This window comes from Burkholderia sp. M6-3 (assembly GCF_050858985.1).
GTDB classification, from domain to species: Bacteria; Pseudomonadota; Gammaproteobacteria; order Burkholderiales; family Burkholderiaceae; genus Paraburkholderia; species Paraburkholderia caledonica.
In genome coordinates this window covers 1,107,325-1,122,437 of the sequence record NZ_CP110091.1, presented here as the reverse complement: position 1 = coordinate 1,122,437, position 15,113 = coordinate 1,107,325, and the positions used below count along the sequence as shown (strand labels likewise).

The window sequence follows — 15,113 nt, the reverse complement described above, 5'->3', positions numbered from 1 at the left end:
GCGCGCGTCAGGCTTCGCGCGCTTCCTTAGTCTCCTTTCTCTCCTTGCCGTCGCGCAAATGCAGATACTGGGCCGCGCGCTGCGAAGCGACGATGATGAGCTTCATCGTTGCCCGCGTGGCGCCGACAAAAAGTTTGCGTGCGATACGTTCGTCGAATGCACTGAAGTCGACTTCAGTGAGAATCACGCAAGGCGCCGCCTGCCCCTTGAAACGGTAGATCGATTCGAACAGAACGTCGCCGTCGCGATATTCTGGATTGCCAAACAAATCATATTTCCCGGTAAAACTGCGCAGCCGATGCGGGCCGAGATGATCCTGCGCGGTCATCGCCGAGCCTTCGCGTCCGCGAAACGACAGCACCGCGATGTCCTGTTTGCGAAAGCCAAGCGACAGCGCCTGGGTGATCGCGCGCTTGGTCGCTTCGATGCTGCCGTCGGCGGCGTTCGCTTCGTCGTAGACCGACAGCGAAATATCGGAGCCGTCGAATGGACTACCCGACGCAAGCGCCGCCGCAACAGGCACCGCTGCGCCGACCACGTCGCGCACGTAGTCGAGAATGTCGCGCGGGCTTCGGTAGTTGGTGGTCTCTTTCAGCGTCGTCCAACCTGGCAGCGACACCGGTTCACGCATATAGAGATTTTGCAGCGGATCTTCGAGCCACCACCACGCGCCGCCCGGGCTCAGCAGGCGTTCGAGTGCGGCGACCCACGTCTCCTGAAAATCCTGGCCTTCGTCGACGATCAGCACGTCGAATTGCCAGCGCGCGTCGATCGGCGTTTCCGCAAACATCGCTTCGAGTTGATCGAACACCTGGCCTGACTCGAAGTCGGGCTCGCGGCCAGCATCGCGCGCAATCCAGTCGCACAGTTGATGATAGTTCGCGACCTTCGCCTCGGGCGGCGCCACGCGCGAGATATGGTCGGCCAACGGCCGGTTGAAGCACACATATAGCGGACGCTGGCCGCGCGCGACGGCGTCTTTCATTACCTGCACCGCCAGTTGCGTCTTGCCGGAGCCGGCCGTGCCGATCACGCGCAGGCGAAACGGGGAGAATTCAAGCCGCCGCGCCCACGTTGCAAGACCGCCCGCGAGGCGTGTGACGAGCGTGCCCGCCTGGCCGACGAGAGCACTTGCGTCTGGGGTGAGCGCGAGTTCATCGGCGAGAAAGTGGTGGATTTTCGACGCGCATGGCAGGCGCGGCTCGTCGGCCGGCAGCGCTTCGCGAATCACCGCGGCGAGCCGGTCGCGTCGCGTCGCGTCGACGATCCGGGCGGGATTCACGCCTGCAATCGCGGCGTCCTTCACGATATGGTCGGGGCAATACAGCAATTCTTCGATGAAATAAGTGCCCGCGCCGAACGCGGCAGTAAAGCGCCGGTGCAACCCTTCGATGGTATGCGCGAGCGCGATCGCCACGTTGCGCTCGGTCTGCAGATAAACCTTGACGAGCCCCTTCGGTGTTTCGCGCAGAAAGCCCGTCTTCTGTTCGACGATCATCACGCGCCCGGCCGGACTGACGATCACAAAATCGGCCTCGCCGAATACAGAAAAGTTCTGGTTGAGCCGCGTCCAGTGCACGCCATGATAGACCGTGTAATCGTCGGGGAGCGCCTGTTCCAGCAATGCGAGCGTTTCCCGCTCGCGCGACGCCGCGCCGGTGGCGGCGAGGCTCTTCCAGTCGTCGGGGACAATGCGGGCCATGCGGTGCCTCGTCGTATTTCGGTGCGCTCATTGTACGCAACGCATTGAGCGGCCGGCGGTCCGGCGGTCCGGCGCTGCGTTGCGAGATGGCCGCATCGCTGCGCACGCATCCAAACGTATGCGCATCGTGTATCGTTACTGGTTGAACGCCGAGCACGATGCACGGCTTGCCAACTGTCGACAAAAAAGGATTAACCGGATGATTACGATCTGGGGACGCACGAATTCAGTCAACGTGCAAAAAGTTTTATGGTGCTGCGATGAACTGGTGCTGCCGTACGAGCGCATCGACGCGGGCATGCAATTCGGCCGCAACAACGAACCGGCGTACCTTTCAATGAACCCGACCGGCAAGATTCCCACGCTGGTCGACGACGACTTCGAACTGTGGGAATCGAATTCGATACTGCGTTATCTGGCGCTGCAGTACGGCGCGGGCAGTCCGCTGTATCCCGCCGAACCGCGGCTACGTGCGAGCATCGACCGCTGGCTGGACTGGTCGCTGTCCACGCTACAACCGGCCGAGCGGCCAGTGTTCTGGACGCTCGTGCGCACGCCGCCCGAACAGCGCGATGCGGTCAGACTCGCCGAAGACATCCGCAACGTCACCGCGCTGTGGCAAATGCTCGACACGCATCTGCAGGGACGCTTCTTCCTTGAAAGCGACAAATTTACGCTGGCCGATATCGTGATCGGTGCGTATGCGAAACGCTGGTTCGGCCTGGACGGCGTGGAGCGTCCGCCGCTACCGAACCTGGAGCGCTGGTATTCGCGCATTGCGACCCGCCCGGGCTTCAAGAAATACGTCGACTTTCCGCTCACGTGAACTAGTGCGGCCAGCGGTGCGCAATCGGCGGAGACGTCGGGCCGGTCGCCTTCGCCTACTGTGAGCGCGTCAAGCGCGGCGACTCACGCCGACGCGGCAACCGGTTGGCAACAGGCGTTGGCCATGGTTGGCCTTTATAATCGACGCATGAAGAACGCCAAGCCCGCCGCCGCTACCGCCGCAAACCCAGCCAGTCCTGTGCGCACGGAGAAAACCGCAGCTTCCGCGGATGCCGCTGCTCAGGCGCCGGGGCACGCGCACAGCGACTCACCCGAGGCCGCGTTGGCTCTCGCGGAAGAGTATTGCCGCGAACGCGGCGAGAAGCTCACGCCGATTCGCCGCAAAGTGCTCGAATTGCTGCTGAATTCGGGACGTGCCACCAAGGCGTACTCGCTGCTCGACGACATGCGCCAGATTCATCCGGGATCTGCGCCGCCCACGGTTTATCGTGCGCTCGACTTTCTGTTGTCGGCGGGTCTCGTGCATCGGATCGAATCGATTAATGCATTTACGGTGTGCCACGATCTGACGCAATGCCAGCACGGCATTCTCGTGGTTTGTCAGCAGTGCGGCAACGTCACCGAACTGCATCAGCCGAAGCTTCGCCAGGCGCTCGTCGCGCAAATCGAAGATGCGGGTTACCGGATCGCAAGCGACGAAATCGAACTGAAGGGATTGTGTTCCGCATGTCAGGCGGCAGAGGCGGCCGCAGCGGCTGTGCCGAAGACGGGATCGACGGCGCCCATTGCGGCTAAATAGCGGCAATGTGTTGTGCTTGCGGCGCAAAGCCTTTTACGCTTCGCGCCGCGTTGTGACCTGCTCAGCGGGCTCCGCGTGCACCTATGGCGTCGTGCAGCAAAGTCACCAGATCTTCCGGTAACGCCGGTTTGGTCATGAAGTGCTGGAAGCCTTCGCCGATACTTCGCAGACGGTAAGCGTCGTCGGTATGTCCCGTCAGCGCAACCGCTACAGAAGGCGCATGATCGCTGCGAATCTCGTGATCACGCAGCCGCTGGATCAGGTAGAAGCCGTCCATGGCAGGCAGCTCGAGGTCGCATACCACTGCATCCGGCAGCAGCCGGACGGCCGCTTCGACGCCCTCTTCCGCATCCGCCACGGCAACGACGTTTGCCCCTTCCGCTTCCAGCAACAAGGTCAGCGATTCCCGGCTGTCCGGGTCGTCTTCTACGAGCACGATCGTGGCCTGATCGAGTCTCAATGCTCCGTTCATTTTATGTTGTTGCTCTAAAAATCCGGTCAGGCCGTCAGGCTTGGCCAATGTGTCGCCCTGCTGGGAGGGTTGCTTGCCGCCGATTTGCGCGGCCGCGAAATTGCTGTTCATGGTTCCGACTCGAATTCATGTGCCGAGTTGCAAAAAAGGCCCACGATTGTAGACATGGCCCCCTGCAACGCGCGCACAGTAACGCGCCAAAATTGCACGCCAATGAAAAAACGGCTCCCGGCGACCGGGGCCGACACCCGATTCGCCGCAGCGGCATAGGCGATTGATTGCTTTCACTTGCCGCCGCGGCGTCATTTCGTCATTCCTGCCGATTTCTTCTGCGACGCCCGCAGCCCCGTTGCCCGGCGTTCGCATTTACCCCACTGGTAGCACGTTATGTGCCGCGCATCGCAAGGCATGCAGCAAGTAAGTTGCATGGTTAACCAATTTTCTTCGGACTAATGCCCTGCGCGAGAAGCGCCACCGCGTGGCGGGCGATCTCGTCGCCGCCAATCAGGCGACGTTTGGGATCGCGGCGCCACAGCTTCGACGTGGCGAGAGGCAATAGTGTCAGCCCGAGCAGCGTGACGAACATTAGCGATGGCTCGAGCGCCGGATTCAAACGCCCTTCCTTCTGCCATCGCTCAATGGCGGCAAGCGACGTCTTCTGAGTTGCGTCGCCGAAACGCTCCTGCATGCGCTGACGCAGCAGGCCGCTATCGCTGATGACTTCGCGCACCCACAGCGACGGAAACCACGGCCGCTCGACCGCAGCCTGCACCATGCGCTGTGCGAGTTGCGTGATCGCCGCGACGGGATCGTCCGCATGCTCCTGGAACGGCACGCCGAGACTCGCGCGCAACGGGCCGAAGCGCTCTTCAATGAGCACGTCGAGCAGTTGCTCACGCGTCTTGAAGTAGTAATGCATCATGGCCGGCGTGAAGCCCGCCTCGCGGGCAATCTCGCCGAGCGTCGTATCGACGATGCCTTGCCGCGCGAACAGCACGAGCGCCGCGTCGAGCAGACGAGTGCGCTGCTCCGCTCCGCGCGAAGCGCCCGGCGGTCTGCCAGGCCGCCTCGAAGATGCGCCCTCTGACGCGCTTTTTGCCGGGGCGCCTGTCGCGGGATCTGCGGCAACCGCCGCCGTTTGCCCCGCGCGCTTGTGCGGCTTCGCCTCAGAGCCGCTACCGCCGGAAGCCTTCGCGCCGCTCGTCTTCTTACCAACTGATGGAGTTCTTGCCATTGCACTCGTTTGACGCGCGATAGAATGTCGCATATATTAACTTTCGAGTTAATTAATTTCAAGGCGCTAATGCCATGCAACAGCCCAGCCGACAAGCCGCGCTCGCCCAGCCGCAGCGACTGCTGAACGACGGCCCGCACGCCGCAGTGACGCGACACGAGCCGGCTCCGGAGTCAGTCGAACGGACCGCCGACCACCCGCCGATCCGCCTGCTGTTCCCCGCGCTGTTGCTGGTCATGCTGCTCGCTGCGCTTGATCAGACGATAGTGTCGACCGCGCTCCCAACGATTGTCGGCGAACTGGGTGGACTCAATAACCTGTCGTGGGTCGTGACAGCCTATCTGCTCAGCTCGACGATCGTCGTGCCACTGTACGGCAAGTTCGGCGATCAGTTCGGCCGCAAGATCGTGCTCCAGACGGCGATCGTGCTCTTTCTCGTCGGTTCCGCGCTGTGCGGCATAGCGCAAGACATGACCCAGTTGATCGTGCTGAGGGCATTGCAAGGGCTCGGCGGCGGCGGTCTGCTCGTCGTGACAATGGCCGCAATCGCAGACGTCATTCCGCCCGCGCAACGTGGCCGCTATCAAGGCGTGTTCGGCGGCGTGTTCGGTCTCGCAACGGTGGTCGGTCCGCTGCTCGGCGGCTTTCTTGTCGAGCACCTTACGTGGCGCTGGATTTTCTATATCAACCTGCCACTCGGCATCGTGTCGCTGGCTGTGATCGGCGCGGTCTTCAAGCCGCGTCTGCATCACGTCAAGCACACCATCGACTATATGGGGGCTGCCTTCCTTGCCGGCGCACTCACCTGCATCATTCTGTTCACGAGCCAGGGCGGCACGATCTTGCCGTGGTCGTCGCCGCAATTGTGGATCACGCTCGGCATGGGGCTCGTCGCGATCTGGGGTTTCATCCACGAAGAACGCAGCGCGGCTGAACCGATCATGCCGCTCGAACTTTTCAGGCAGCGCACGTTTTTACTAAGCAGTCTGATCGGCTTCATCGTGGGCGTGTCGATGTTCGGCTCCGTCACGTTTTTGCCGCTCTATCTGCAAGTGGTCAAAGGCTCGACGCCGACAGAAGCCGGCATGCAGATGCTGCCGATGATGGGCGGCCTGTTCGTCATGTCGATGGTGACAGGTCGTCTGATCAGCAAAATTGGCCGTTATCGCATGTTCCCTATTGCGGGCACCTTGCTCGTGGCGATAGCCATGATGCTGCTCGCGCGCCTGCAGATCGACACACCGATTCATGTGATGTATCTCGACATGGGCGTGCTCGGCTGCGGTCTCGGCATGGTGATGCAGGTGCTTATCCTCGCCGTGCAGAACACCGTCGAATTCAAGCATATGGGTGTGGCCACATCGGGCGCCACGCTGTTTCGTTCGATCGGTGGATCGATCGGTGTGGCCGCGTTCGGCGCCGTCTTTTCCAACGGCCTTGCCGCAAGGCTTGAAAAGCTGATCCCACCGGAGACGGAATTGCCGCATGCGCTCGGACCCGCCGCGATCCGCCATTTGCCTGACGCACTGCGCGCCGACTATCTACAGGCATTTGCCGGCGCGTTGCATACCGTGTATCTCTCCGCGGCGTGTGTCGTATTGCTCGCATTCGTGCTCGCCTGGCTGCTGAAGGACCATCCGTTGCGTGAGCATTGAAGCATCGCACTTCGTCGGGCGCCACATGGAAATATCGATTGCATGCGCCCGAAATTCGTCTGCGAAATGCGCGCCCTACCATAAAAAGAATTGCGCGCGTTCGTCCTCATGATGTGCACGATCATTCGTCCTACCTGGCAATGTGCGGTAGCGCACACAACATAGGGTCGATCGTCCATTGACGTCCGCTTCGAAACGCCACATATTGAAAACGACGGCACGCAAGCCTCGCTTGCCTGCCCGGACTCTCTGGCGCATGTAGATCGTGGTTTCCGCGGACACTCATACCGCTTCAAGCGCGATCGGAAGCATGCCGTAACGGCATTGTTTTCCTCAGTTGGGGCCATAGCATGTCCACTCAGACCTTAGCCGGCGATCGCTTTCCGACGCCATGCAAACAATGTGGCGGTGCGCTTTACCGGCGAGTGGATCATTGCCCGTATTGCGGCTCGCTTCATCCGCTCGATGCCGACGCACGCGCACCTGTGCGCAGCGCGCTGCATGAGAGTCGAGCCAGCACGCTGAACATGTCGACGTTGCACGACGGATTCGGCGCGCCGGCGTTCAACGAGCCCGACTTCCCCGGCGGCGCCCTGCATGCCGGCCTCAACCTCGCTCCGGCAGGCGCGCTTCAGGCGTCGTCTTCGTCGCTGGTTTCGCCCGACACGCCGCTGTTGCCCGTTGCCGATCCTGCCGAAGTGACGCAGCGCGCGGGTCTGCGCATGCGCCACGCGCTACTCGCGACCGGGGCCATTGTCGCCGCGGGCCTGACGTATGTCGGCTACGCGCTATTCAACGACAGCCGCGACCTGCACTACGGCAACGGCGAGCAATCTGCAGAAACCGCCCGCGACGCCAGAACGACAACGGGGACCATCGCGCTGTACTCGCCCGATCAGGCAGCCGACTCGCGCATCGCTGCGATGCCCGGCAAATCCACCGGCACAGAAGGCCTGCGAAACACCGTACAGGCAATACCGGCCACAGTACCGATCGCGGTGGTTTCAGCGAAAACGGCCACACCGCAATTCCGCGACGGCGCGCAAGCCCTGCGGGCGGCCCGCACCGCATTGCGCGCCAACGATCTGAACGCGGCACAAGCGGCCCTGGGCGCAGCACAATCGCTGCAACCCGAGAGCAGCGACGCGCAAAGTCTCGCCGCCGAATTGAAGCCGTTGACCGCGCGCCGTGACGCCGCGTTGCTGGCGGCGCAAATGTGCGCGGACCAGCAAACATGGCCGTGCGCGCGAGAGCATGCGAACGAGGCGCTGGCGCTAGACACCGGCAACGACACGGCAAAGACGATCCTCGAGCGTGTGATTCGCGAAACCGGCTGGGCACCGCTCAGTACCCAGACAACGAGCAATGCCAGGCTGCCGCGGCAGTCGGCCGCCAAATAGTTCGGACACCGAATTTAATGGCTGTAAAATTGCCAACCCGACCCGATAGGTGCAGATCATGCTAAAGAGATTTCTGACGGGATGGCTGGGAGCGATGCTGCTGATCACGTCTTCGCTGCTGAGTGCCGAACCCGCGCACTACAAGATCGTCACTGGCCCCGAACGCGGCACCTACATTCAGATCGGTCAGGATCTGTCGAAATGGGTCGCGCAGCCGGCGGGCATCGATCTCGCCGTGGTCGCGTCGAAGGGATCTGCCGAAAACGTGCAGCGCATGCGCTTTGAGCCGGGCGTGAAACTCGCGTTGGTGCAGTCCGATGTGTATCAGGCCTACATCGACATGGCCAACTCGGGCAATCCCGACGCCGGTACCGCCATCCGCCCGCTGCGCCTCATCATGCCGCTCTACGACGAAGAGATTAACGTCGTGGTGCGTGCGGATTCGCCGCTCAAAAGTCTAGGCGACATCAGGGACAAGACCATCAGCGTCGGCCTGCTCGGCAGCGGGACCGCGCAATCGGCGACTACCCTGTATCGCCTTATGTTCGGCCAGCCTATTCCCGAACAGAACATCCAGCACCTGAGCAACGAAGACGCACTTGCCGCATTGATCGTCAAGAAAGTAGACGTTGCGATCATCGTGGTCGGCCAGCCGGCAAAACTGTTCAACGATATGAACCCGGAGCTGCTGCAGCAGATCCGTCTGCTGAAAGCCGAACCCACTGCACCCGAAACCGTCCGTGCCAAGCAGACCTATTTCCCCGCGACGATCCGCGCGAGCAGCTATCCGAACTGGCTGAAAGAAGACGTGCCCACGCTCACGGTCAAGGCCTTTCTCGTCACCTATGACTATGGTCTGCGCGATACCGTCGGCAACCTGAATCATTTTGCCGACTCGCTATGCGCGAACTTCGACAATCTGCAGGAGCATGGGCATCCGAAATGGAAACAGGTCAAGCTTGAATTGCCCAGCCTCGTGCGCGGTTGGAAATATTACCCACCTGTAGAGAAGCATTTACGCGCGTGCCTTGCGAACCGAAGTGCAGGCATCAACGCGGCCGCGGCTCAGGTCTCGGAAAAGCCGCGCAGCAACTGTACGAATCAGGAACGCCTGCTTCTGCTGTGCAAGTAGTAATACATCCGCATGCGGAGCGCCAATGCATCAGTGAGCGCTCCTGCTGCGGTTTATGCCCGCTTGCGCTCGCCGGATGCGGCAGAGTTCTCCATCGCGCGCTGCAAGACTTCGTACACTTTCGGCCGGTTGCATTGCGAGACGTTAAAGCGCAGGTAACCGGCCGCCGATTGCGAGACGCTGAATACATTGCCCGGTGCGAACACGACATCTGCGCCTAGCGCATGGCGCGCGATGTCGGCGGCGTCGAGCGAATCGGGCAAGCGCGCCCACACGAACATGCCCGCACGCGGCTGCGTCCATACGTCGAGGCCCGCGTAGTTCAGTCGGCGCATGGTTTCCCCCATCGCGTCCGCGAGCTTCGCGCGCATCGATTCAAGATGACGCCGGTAAGTACCGTCCACCAGCAACCGATGCACGACGCTCGCCGTGAGTTGCCCATTGCCGAACGACGTGGCGAGCTTCAGGTCGATCAGCGGCTCGATCCATTCGGCGCGCGCGGCGATGTAGCCGCAACGCGCCGCCGCGGAAAGCGTCTTCGAAAAGCTGCCGATCGACACCACCCGCGTGAGCCCATCGAAGGCGGCAAGCCGCGGCGCGGCTTCGTCTTCGAAGTCCGCGAAGATATCGTCCTCGACGACGATCAGTCCGTGTTCGCCGGCGAGCTTGAGCAGCCGATGCGCGACCGCTGGCGCGAGCGTCGCGCCGGTAGGGTTATGAATCGCGGAATTGGTCACATAAAGCCGAGGACGATGCTCGACCAGCGCCCGCTCGAAGGCTGCGAGGTCCGGACCCGACGGCGTATAAGGCACGCCGACGATGCGCGCGCGATGCGCCCGCAACAGCGCCTGGAAGTTGAAATAGCACGGGTCGTCGATCAGAACCGTGTCCCCCGGTTCGAGCAGAAAACGGCACACGAGGTCGAGCGCGTGCGTGCCGCCGTCGGTGAGGACGATCTGTTCGGGCGGCGCTTCCACGCCGTGCTGCGCGAGCCGCCAGGCAAGCTGCTGACGCAGCGCGGGCAGGCCATACGGGTTCGCATAGTCGGCGAGCGGCGACTGCGGATCGCGCGCAATGGCCCGCAATGCGCGACGCACGCCGTCCTCTGGCAGCCAGGACGCCGGCATCCAGCCGCAACCCGGCTTCAGCACTTTGGAGCCGGGTTGTAGCGACTGGCGAGTGAGCCACAGCGGATCGACCTCGCGATCGAGGCGCGGCCCGAGATCGGCGAGCGCGAGTGGCGGCGCATGGCCTGACACGAAAAATCCCGAGCCGCGCCGGGCCACGATCGCACCTTCAGCGACGAGCCGGTCATACGCTTCTACCACCGTCGACTTCGACACACCGAGCGCTTCAGTCATGACGCGGATCGACGGCACGCGCGCGCCGGGCATCAGCGAGCGGCTCGCAATGCGTTCGCGCAAATTGTCCATGACGATGCCTACGCGTGTTCCTTGCGGTTTCCCGAGTCCTTGGATCTGCCCACCTTGCTCCATCTGTACTGCTCCTTCGTCGGTACAGTTTGCACGAATTGTACTGATCCGTAGCTTAACCTTTTCGCGATGAAAGCGGATGCTATACGCTTCATTCCAATACGCGTGGACCTCTAGTGGACAAGACAACGAATGGCTGGCTGAGCGGGCTCATAGGCGTGCTGATTTTCAGCGGTTCGCTGCCGGCTACGCGCATCGCCGTGCAAGGGCTCGATCCGGTGTTCCTGACGGTGGCGCGTGCGACCATCGCGGGCACGCTCGGTCTGTTGCTGCTGCTCGTGTTCCGCGAGGCGCGTCCCGCACGGCGCGACATGGTTCCGCTCGTAATCGTCGCGCTCGGCGTGGTGGTCGGTTTTCCGCTTCTTACCGCGCTTGCGCTGCGCCACGTGAGTTCCGCGCACGCGATCGTGTTCGTCGGGCTGCTGCCGCTTGCAACCGCGATCTTCGGCGTGCTGCGCGGCGGCGAACGTCCGCAAGCGGCCTTCTGGTTCTTCTCGGCGCTCGGCAGCGGCGCGGTGATCGCATTTGCGATGCGCCACGGTCTCGACGCGTCTCCGGTGGGCGACGCGTTGATGCTCGCCGCGATCGTCGTGTGCGGGCTGGGCTATGCGGAAGGCGCGCGGCTATCGCGGCATCTCGGCGGCTGGCAGGTTATTTCATGGGCGCTGGTGCTGTCGCTTCCGCTGATGTTGCCGCTCGCATGGTGGACCCGCCCGGCTTCTTTCGAGGGCGTCAGCCACGCAGCGCTTTGGGGGCTCGCGTATGTGTCGCTGTTCAGCATGCTGATCGGCTTTGTATTCTGGTATCGCGGCCTCGCGCTCGGCGGCATCGCGGGAGTCGGACAGTTGCAATTGCTGCAGCCGTTTTTCGGACTGGTGCTTGCAGGGTTGTTGCTGCACGAACAGGTGCCGCCCTCGATGATCGCGGTCGCCGTCGCAGTCGTAGCGTGCGTGGCCGGCGCCCGGCACTTCTCCAAAGCGACGCCGGCGCGCCGCACGGCCTGACCTGGCGCCGAGTCGTCACGCAACGATTTTTGTCCGGCTTCAAATTTGCGCGCGCGGCGGGCATAGTCAAACGTATCCTCAGAAGAAGAGACACGACAGGCCGCACCGGCCGCACCAGGACTACGTATGACCACAGCCCGCCCAGCATCCGGCGCCCCGGACGCAACCACTGCAAGCGCAGCAACCGCTGAGTCGACCGGCAGCGACCCGCTTATCCGCGACGCAACCGAAGCCGACCTGCCCGCCATCCAGGCCATCTACGCGCACCATGTGTTGACCGGCGTCGCGTCGTTCGAAGAAGTGCCGCCTTCCGTGGACGATCTGCGCATGCGGCTCGCATCGGTGCGCAGCCATGGACTGCCGTACATGGTCGCCGAGATTGGCGGAGAGGTCGCGGGCTACTGTTATGCGACGCCTTACCGCCCTCGCGCGGCGTACAGGAACACCATCGAAGATTCGATCTATGTGAGCGACGCCTATCGCGGAAGAGGCCTCGGCCGCGTGCTGCTACAGGCGCTGATCGACCGATGCGAAACCGGGCCATGGCGCCAGATGGTCGCCGTGATCGCGGACGGCGGGAGTGGCGGATCACTGTCGCTGCATAAACAGTTGGGTTTCGAGTTGACCGGCACGTTGCGGGCCGTCGGTTTCAAGCATGGCAGATGGCTCGACACCACGCTGATGCAGCGGACTTTGGGTGCGGGCGCTTCGACGCCGCCGGACTACGAACCGTAAAGGCGCAACCCGAGCGTCGTGCTGGTCCGCCTCCATACAGCGGGGGTAAAATTCCGGGCATGCCTAACACGCCGCCCTCCACCTCGCCGCCGTCCTCGTCCGGCGCCTCGGACACGTCCGCAGGCGCCGCGCTGCGCAACGAGTACACGGTCGACGAACTCGCGCGCGTCAGCGACACAACGGTGCGAAACGTGCGGGCGTACCAGGACCGCGGCCTTCTCGCGCCGCCGGAAAAACGCGGCAGAGTGGGCGTGTATAACGACGCTCACGTGTCGCGTCTGAAGCTGATCAATCATCTGCTCTCTCGCGGCTACACACTCGCGAACATCCAGGATCTGATCAAGGCCGTGGACGAAGGCCACGATCTTCGCTCCATTCTGGGCCTCGAAACCGCGATTGGCGGGCGCTGGTCGCGCGAACATCCCAAGAAGTATTCGTTGGTCGAACTGCTGCAAATGTTCGGCGACAAAGCTTCGCCGAGCGCGCTCGCGAAAGCGGTCGATCTTGGCCTGCTGGAACGCGAGGGCCTGTCGTTCGTGTCGGGCAGCCCCACTGCACTCGCCGCTGGCGCCACGCTCGCGAAAGAAGGCATTCCGCTGGCCGATCTGCTCGATGCCGTCGGGGTCGCACGGCCGCATTTCAGCGCAATCGCCCACGCACTCGTCGATCTGGTGGTCCGCCAACTGGACCGCTACGATCCGGACGCGCTGCCGCCTCCCGCCGACGTGCCGGCCCTCGTGGACGCGATCTGGCGCGTGCGGCCACTCGCTATGGTGCTCGTCGAAAGCGAGATGAACCGCGCGCTTGAAGAGGCCTCCGGCGACTACCTCGGCGATCGCGTCGCGGCCATCATGGAAAAGAAACTGGCCCGCTCCGCCGGTCAACCGAAGCGGCCGAAGAAGTAGTCCGAGGCGCCGGTCGGCGTTCGGTCAGCAATGGCCTGAGTCCCCGCCTTTCAACCCTAGAGTTTGGCGTCTAGACGTGCCCTTGCGTCGTCCGTACTTCCGCCCTATCGTTACATCCATCAATGTAACAGTTATCAGCGTAATAAGGAGGCGATCCGGATGAACGCACGCACGCCACACGACGCCGCGGGCCACAGCGCGTTCGCGCCTATCGAGACGGACGTCGCCATTATCGGGACCGGCTTTGCGGGGCTGGGCATGGCGATTCGCTTGCGGCAATCCGGCTTCACCGACTTCATCGTTGCAGAAAAGGCCGAGTCGGTTGGCGGCACATGGCGCGACAACCACTACCCGGGCTGTGCGTGCGACGTGCAATCGCACGTCTATTCATTTTCGTTCGCACCCAACCCGCGTTGGACACGCATGTTCGCGCGTCAGCCGGAAATCCGCGCATATCTCGAGGAATGCACGCGACGCTTCGGCGTGGAGCGTCATCTGCGTTTTGGACATGAACTCGTGAGCGCGGTCTACGACGACACGTGCCACCGCTGGCAGCTGCGTTTCGCCAACGGGCAACAGTGGTCGGCGCGGGTACTGATTTCAGCGATCGGCGGCTTGTCGCGCGCGGCGATACCCGACATTCCCGGCATTGAACGATTCAAGGGCAAGGCGTTTCATTCGCAGCACTGGAATCACGCCTATCCGCTCGAAGGCAAGCGCGTCGCCGTAATCGGCACCGGCGCCAGTGCGATCCAGTTCGTGCCGCAAATCGCATCTCGCGTCGCGCATCTCGATGTGTTCCAGCGTACACCGCCGTGGATCATGCCGAAGGCCGACCGCGCGGTGCGACCGTTCGAGCAGTGGCTTTTCAGGCACGTGCCATTTACGCAAAAGATCATGCGTTCGGCACTCTACTGCATGCTCGAATCGCGCGCGCTCGGCTTCGCGATCCATCCGTCGCTAATGAAGACCGCGCAGAAAGTCGCCGAGCGGCATTTGCGCCGTCAGGTGCCCGATCCTGAATTGCGCACGACGCTCACGCCGAATTACACAATGGGCTGCAAGCGCATTCTGATCTCGAACGACTACTTACCCGCTTTATCGCGGGCGAACGTAACGGTGACGACGAGCGCTATCGAGCGCATCGACGAAGACGCGGTCATCACCAGTGACGGCGCGCGTCATCCGGTCGACTGTCTGATCTTCGGCACCGGCTTCCAGGTCGCCGATCCGTTCGCGCGAGGCGTGGTGCGGGGACGCAACGGCGTAGACATCGTCGATACGTGGCGTGACGGCGCGCATGCCTATCTCGGCACGTCGTTGCCTGGTTATCCCAACTTTTTCATGATCGTGGGTCCGAACACGGGACTCGGCCATAACTCGATGGTGTTCATGATCGAGTCGCAAGTCGAGTACATTTTGCGCGCGCTGAAAACCATGCGCAGCGAGCGTGCCGAGGCTATCGAAGTTCGCCCGCAGGTGGAGCGTGCGTACAACGAAAAGATCCAGCACAAACTCGGCCGCGCAATCTGGTCGACGGGCGGTTGCAAGAGCTGGTATCTCGATCCGAGAACCGGCAGGAACACTACGCTGTGGCCGGGGTTCGCGTACAAATTCCGCCAGGCCACCAGCATCTTCAATATGGACGATTACTTCGCTTTTACGTCAGCGTCCGGGACAACGATCGCGCAGACCACCTCGACGCACAGCGTGCACGGTAGCGCGCAGCCTGCCGCGTCGACCGAAGTCACCTGAAACACACATAACGACAACGCACATTCAGAGAGGACGGGAGA

Annotated in this window: 13 protein-coding genes; 9 read left to right on the top strand and 4 right to left on the bottom strand. The window is 62.5% G+C overall.

Annotated elements, in window-relative coordinates; all coding sequences use genetic code 11:
- Window positions 1–7: 7 nt before the first annotated feature.
- Window positions 8–1,702, bottom strand: coding sequence for a DEAD/DEAH box helicase (locus OH764_RS22320; protein ID WP_498850836.1), 1,695 nt, complete (start codon window positions 1,700–1,702; stop codon window positions 8–10).
- Window positions 1,703–1,901: 199 nt separating this feature from the next.
- On the opposite strand from OH764_RS22320, the gene OH764_RS22315 reads away from it, so the two are divergent.
- Both OH764_RS22315 and OH764_RS22310 read left to right on the top strand, forming a co-directional pair.
- Window positions 1,902–2,528 carry a glutathione S-transferase family protein gene (locus OH764_RS22315; protein WP_498850835.1) on the top strand — a complete coding sequence of 209 codons (627 nt, stop codon included), beginning with the start codon at window positions 1,902–1,904 and terminating at the stop codon, window positions 2,526–2,528.
- A 147-nt stretch (window positions 2,529–2,675) separates the two neighbouring features.
- Window positions 2,676–3,287, top strand: a complete 612-nt coding sequence (locus OH764_RS22310) for a Fur family transcriptional regulator (RefSeq protein ID WP_498851262.1) — start codon at window positions 2,676–2,678, stop codon at window positions 3,285–3,287.
- A gap of 61 nt (window positions 3,288–3,348) precedes the next feature.
- Here the strand turns inward: OH764_RS22310 and OH764_RS22305 are convergent, their stop codons facing one another.
- Together OH764_RS22305 and OH764_RS22300 are read right to left on the bottom strand one after the other, a co-directional pair.
- Window positions 3,349–3,870 (bottom strand): response regulator, encoded by a 522-nt coding sequence (locus tag OH764_RS22305; RefSeq protein ID WP_498850834.1) that lies wholly within the window; start codon window positions 3,868–3,870, stop codon window positions 3,349–3,351.
- A 319-nt stretch (window positions 3,871–4,189) separates the two neighbouring features.
- A complete protein-coding gene (locus OH764_RS22300; RefSeq protein WP_498850833.1) occupies window positions 4,190–4,993 on the bottom strand; it encodes a TetR/AcrR family transcriptional regulator in 804 nt (267 codons plus the stop codon).
- A gap of 74 nt (window positions 4,994–5,067) precedes the next feature.
- On the opposite strand from OH764_RS22300, the gene OH764_RS22295 reads away from it, so the two are divergent.
- The 3 genes from OH764_RS22295 to OH764_RS22285 all read left to right on the top strand — a co-directional run bounded on the left by OH764_RS22295 (window position 5,068) and on the right by OH764_RS22285 (window position 9,180).
- The gene (locus OH764_RS22295) at window positions 5,068–6,648 is read left to right on the top strand and encodes an MDR family MFS transporter (RefSeq protein WP_498850832.1); all 1,581 of its coding nucleotides are present in this window, start codon (window positions 5,068–5,070) and stop codon (window positions 6,646–6,648) included.
- A 350-nt stretch (window positions 6,649–6,998) separates the two neighbouring features.
- Window positions 6,999–8,048 carry a hypothetical protein gene (locus OH764_RS22290; RefSeq protein WP_498850831.1) on the top strand — a complete coding sequence of 350 codons (1,050 nt, stop codon included), beginning with the start codon at window positions 6,999–7,001 and terminating at the stop codon, window positions 8,046–8,048.
- A 58-nt stretch (window positions 8,049–8,106) separates the two neighbouring features.
- A complete protein-coding gene (locus OH764_RS22285) occupies window positions 8,107–9,180 on the top strand; it encodes a TAXI family TRAP transporter solute-binding subunit (RefSeq protein WP_020070356.1) in 1,074 nt (357 codons plus the stop codon).
- 53 nt (window positions 9,181–9,233) lie between these two features.
- Here OH764_RS22285 and OH764_RS22280 read toward each other — a convergent pair whose 3' ends face one another.
- Window positions 9,234–10,676: an aminotransferase-like domain-containing protein gene (locus OH764_RS22280; RefSeq protein ID WP_498850830.1), complete on the bottom strand. Its 1,443-nt coding sequence runs from the start codon at window positions 10,674–10,676 to the stop codon at window positions 9,234–9,236.
- 113 nt (window positions 10,677–10,789) lie between these two features.
- Here OH764_RS22280 and OH764_RS22275 point away from each other — a divergent pair, with 113 nt between their 5' ends.
- The 4 genes from OH764_RS22275 (at window position 10,790) to OH764_RS22260 (ending at window position 15,072) form a co-directional block, all read left to right on the top strand.
- Complete coding sequence (locus OH764_RS22275; RefSeq protein ID WP_498850829.1) at window positions 10,790–11,677, top strand: DMT family transporter; 888 nt, start codon at window positions 10,790–10,792, stop codon at window positions 11,675–11,677.
- 126 nt (window positions 11,678–11,803) lie between these two features.
- Entirely contained in the window at window positions 11,804–12,412 is a 609-nt protein-coding gene (locus tag OH764_RS22270; RefSeq protein ID WP_498850828.1) for a GNAT family N-acetyltransferase, read from the top strand.
- Between the two features lie 59 nt (window positions 12,413–12,471).
- Window positions 12,472–13,317: a MerR family transcriptional regulator gene (locus OH764_RS22265; protein WP_498850827.1), complete on the top strand. Its 846-nt coding sequence runs from the start codon at window positions 12,472–12,474 to the stop codon at window positions 13,315–13,317.
- Between the two features lie 159 nt (window positions 13,318–13,476).
- Window positions 13,477–15,072 carry a flavin-containing monooxygenase gene (locus OH764_RS22260; protein WP_498850826.1) on the top strand — a complete coding sequence of 532 codons (1,596 nt, stop codon included), beginning with the start codon at window positions 13,477–13,479 and terminating at the stop codon, window positions 15,070–15,072.
- Window positions 15,073–15,113: the final 41 nt, after the last annotated feature.

Coding starts and splice junctions, on each gene's coding strand:
- OH764_RS22305 (WP_498850834.1), bottom strand. CDS start 3,870: ATGAACAGCAATTTCGCGGCCGCGCAAATCGGCGGCAAGCAACCCTCC.
- OH764_RS22285 (WP_020070356.1), top strand. CDS start 8,107: ATGCTAAAGAGATTTCTGACGGGATGGCTGGGAGCGATGCTGCTGATC.
- OH764_RS22270 (WP_498850828.1), top strand. CDS start 11,804: ATGACCACAGCCCGCCCAGCATCCGGCGCCCCGGACGCAACCACTGCA.
- OH764_RS22290 (WP_498850831.1), top strand. CDS start 6,999: ATGTCCACTCAGACCTTAGCCGGCGATCGCTTTCCGACGCCATGCAAA.
- OH764_RS22295 (WP_498850832.1), top strand. CDS start 5,068: ATGCAACAGCCCAGCCGACAAGCCGCGCTCGCCCAGCCGCAGCGACTG.
- OH764_RS22315 (WP_498850835.1), top strand. CDS start 1,902: ATGATTACGATCTGGGGACGCACGAATTCAGTCAACGTGCAAAAAGTT.
- OH764_RS22260 (WP_498850826.1), top strand. CDS start 13,477: ATGAACGCACGCACGCCACACGACGCCGCGGGCCACAGCGCGTTCGCG.
- OH764_RS22280 (WP_498850830.1), bottom strand. CDS start 10,676: ATGGAGCAAGGTGGGCAGATCCAAGGACTCGGGAAACCGCAAGGAACA.
- OH764_RS22310 (WP_498851262.1), top strand. CDS start 2,676: ATGAAGAACGCCAAGCCCGCCGCCGCTACCGCCGCAAACCCAGCCAGT.
- OH764_RS22265 (WP_498850827.1), top strand. CDS start 12,472: ATGCCTAACACGCCGCCCTCCACCTCGCCGCCGTCCTCGTCCGGCGCC.
- OH764_RS22300 (WP_498850833.1), bottom strand. CDS start 4,993: ATGGCAAGAACTCCATCAGTTGGTAAGAAGACGAGCGGCGCGAAGGCT.
- OH764_RS22320 (WP_498850836.1), bottom strand. CDS start 1,702: ATGGCCCGCATTGTCCCCGACGACTGGAAGAGCCTCGCCGCCACCGGC.